This is a genomic window from Inquilinus sp. NPDC058860 (assembly GCF_042743185.1).
In the GTDB taxonomy this organism is placed as follows: Bacteria; Pseudomonadota; Alphaproteobacteria; order DSM-16000; family Inquilinaceae; genus Inquilinus.
This window is the reverse complement of the sequence record NZ_JBHYMS010000139.1, coordinates 1-2027: the sequence shown is the minus strand read 5'-3', so window position 1 is coordinate 2027 and position 2027 is coordinate 1. Positions and strand designations below refer to the sequence as shown.

At 71.1% G+C, this 2027-nt stretch carries 2 protein-coding genes; both read right to left on the bottom strand.

Annotated elements, in window-relative coordinates; all coding sequences use genetic code 11:
• Positions 1–48 precede the first annotated feature (48 nt).
• Positions 49–789: an ATP-binding cassette domain-containing protein gene (locus tag ACFW16_RS36075; RefSeq protein WP_380313924.1), complete on the bottom strand. Its 741-nt coding sequence runs from the start codon at positions 787–789 to the stop codon at positions 49–51.
• A gap of 22 nt (positions 790–811) precedes the next feature.
• On the bottom strand, positions 812–1849 hold the full coding sequence (locus tag ACFW16_RS36070; protein WP_380313923.1) for an ABC transporter permease: 1038 nt from the start codon (positions 1847–1849) through the stop codon (positions 812–814).
• Positions 1850–2027 lie beyond the last annotated feature (178 nt).

Sequence of the window (2027 nt, the reverse complement as noted above, 5' to 3'; positions counted from 1 at the left end):
CCTCCCCCTAACCCCCTCCCGCGAGGGGAGGGGGGACTCAAAGGAGCATCACCCTCCCACCATGAGGCGGACCACCTCGTCGGCATCCGTTTCCGCAGTCCGGCGCTCGCCGGCCTTGATCCCGCGGCGCAGCACGACGATGCGGTCGGCCACCGCGAAGATGTCGCCGAGATTGTGCGAGATGAAGACCACGCCCTTGCCCTGCGCCTTCAGCGCCTGGACCAGGGCCAGCACCTTGCGCTGCTCCGGCACGCCCAGCGCCGCGGTCGGCTCGTCCATGATCAGGATCCGCGCGTTCCAGTAGATCGCCCGGCCGATCGCCACCGCCTGGCGCTGGCCGCCGGAGAAGGTCGCGACCGGCGCCTCCAGCCGTTCGACATGGAAGTCCAGCCGCGCCATGGTCTGCCGCGCCGCCTCGGCCATGTGCCGGCGGTCCAGCACCGGCAGGAGGCCGAACAGCCGCCGCTTCGGCTCGCGGCCGAGGAAGATGTTGGCGCCGATCGACAGGTTGTCGGCCAGCGCCAGGTCCTGGTAGATCGTCTCGATGCCGCGGTCGCGCGCGTCATGCGGCGTGGCGAAGGCGACCGGCTCGCCGGCCAGGCGGATCTCGCCCTCGTCGTGCCGGTGGACGCCGGAGATCGCCTTGATCAGCGTCGACTTGCCGGCGCCGTTGTCGCCGGCCAGCGCCACCACCTCGCCCTCATGCAGGTCGAGCGACACCGCGTTCAGCGCCTGGACCCCGCCGAAGCGCTTGGACAGGCCGCGCACCGACAGCAGTGGCTCAGCCATCGGCTGTTCAGTCATCGGCGGTTCAGTCATCCTGGCGCCCTCTCGCGAGCCGGCGCTGGCTCTGGTCCACCAGCACCGAGATGATGATGACGACGCCGACCGCCACGAACTGCCAGAACGGCTCGACGTCGATGAACACCAGCCCGTACTGGATCACCGCGATCACCAGGGCGCCGGCGATGGTGCCGCCGATCGTGCCCGAACCGCCGAACAGGCTGGCGCCGCCGATCACCACGGCGGCGATCGAATCGAGCAGCAGCGGCTCCCCCGCCTGGGCCGCGCCGGCGGCGAAGCGGGCGGCGTAGAGCGATCCGGCCAGCCCGGCGCAGATCGCGGAGAGCAGGTACAGCTTCATGGCGTGGCGGCGCACGTCGATGCCGGCCCGCAGCGCCGCGTTGCGGTTGGCGCCGATCGCATAGGTGTGCTGGCCGAACCGGGTCTGCGACAGCAGGTAGTGCATGGCCAGCGCCGCGATCACGGTGATCAGCACCACCGTCGGGATGCCGGCGACCCGCCCGTTGCCGATGGTGGCGAACCAGCTGTTGACCACCGGCACCGTGGTGCCGCCGGCGATCAGGAAGGCGCTGCCGCGGGCGACGCCGTACATGCCCAGCGTGCCGATGAAGGGCGGCACCCTCAGATGCGCGATCAGCCAGCCGTTGACCAGTCCCGGCACGAAGGCCACGGCCACGCCGGCGAGGAGGCCCAGCAGCATCGCCGGCACCGGGCCGAGGCCGAGCACCGGGCCGAGATTGGCGGCGTGCGCGGCGACCACCGAGGCCAGGCCCATGGTGAAGCCGACCGACAGGTCGATGCCGGCCGAGATGATGACGAAGGTCTGGCCCAGCGCCAGCAGCAGCGGCGCCACCGCGAAGATGCCGATCGACTGCAGGTTGTACGGGTTCAGGATGAATGTCGTGTCGTAGGCGATCCGGGCCCAGGCCTCGAAGAAGACGACCAGGATCAGCAGGAACAGCCAGGCCCGCAGCTCCGCCACCCGGAGGAGGAAGGCCCGGCCGCCGCCCGCGGCGGGGGAGGGAATCGAGGAGATCGACGACATGGGGCACCGGCTCCTGGGTCTTTTAAGTCCCCCCTCCCCTTGCGGGAGGGGGGTAGGGGGAGGGGCTGCGCGCGTCCGCGCGCGTATGAGTCAGGATCGTCTCCGTCGTCGCCGCGACCGAGGGCCGATGCCTGCGCCAGCCGAGAGAACCCCCCCCCCCCCAACCCCCACCCCCCAA

Bases quoted from the DNA above. Each gene is read 5' to 3' on its own strand.
- ACFW16_RS36075 (WP_380313924.1), bottom strand. From the start codon at position 789: ATGGCTGAGCCACTGCTGTCGGTGCGCGGCCTGTCCAAGCGCTTCGGC.
- ACFW16_RS36070 (WP_380313923.1), bottom strand. From the start codon at position 1,849: ATGTCGTCGATCTCCTCGATTCCCTCCCCCGCCGCGGGCGGCGGCCGG.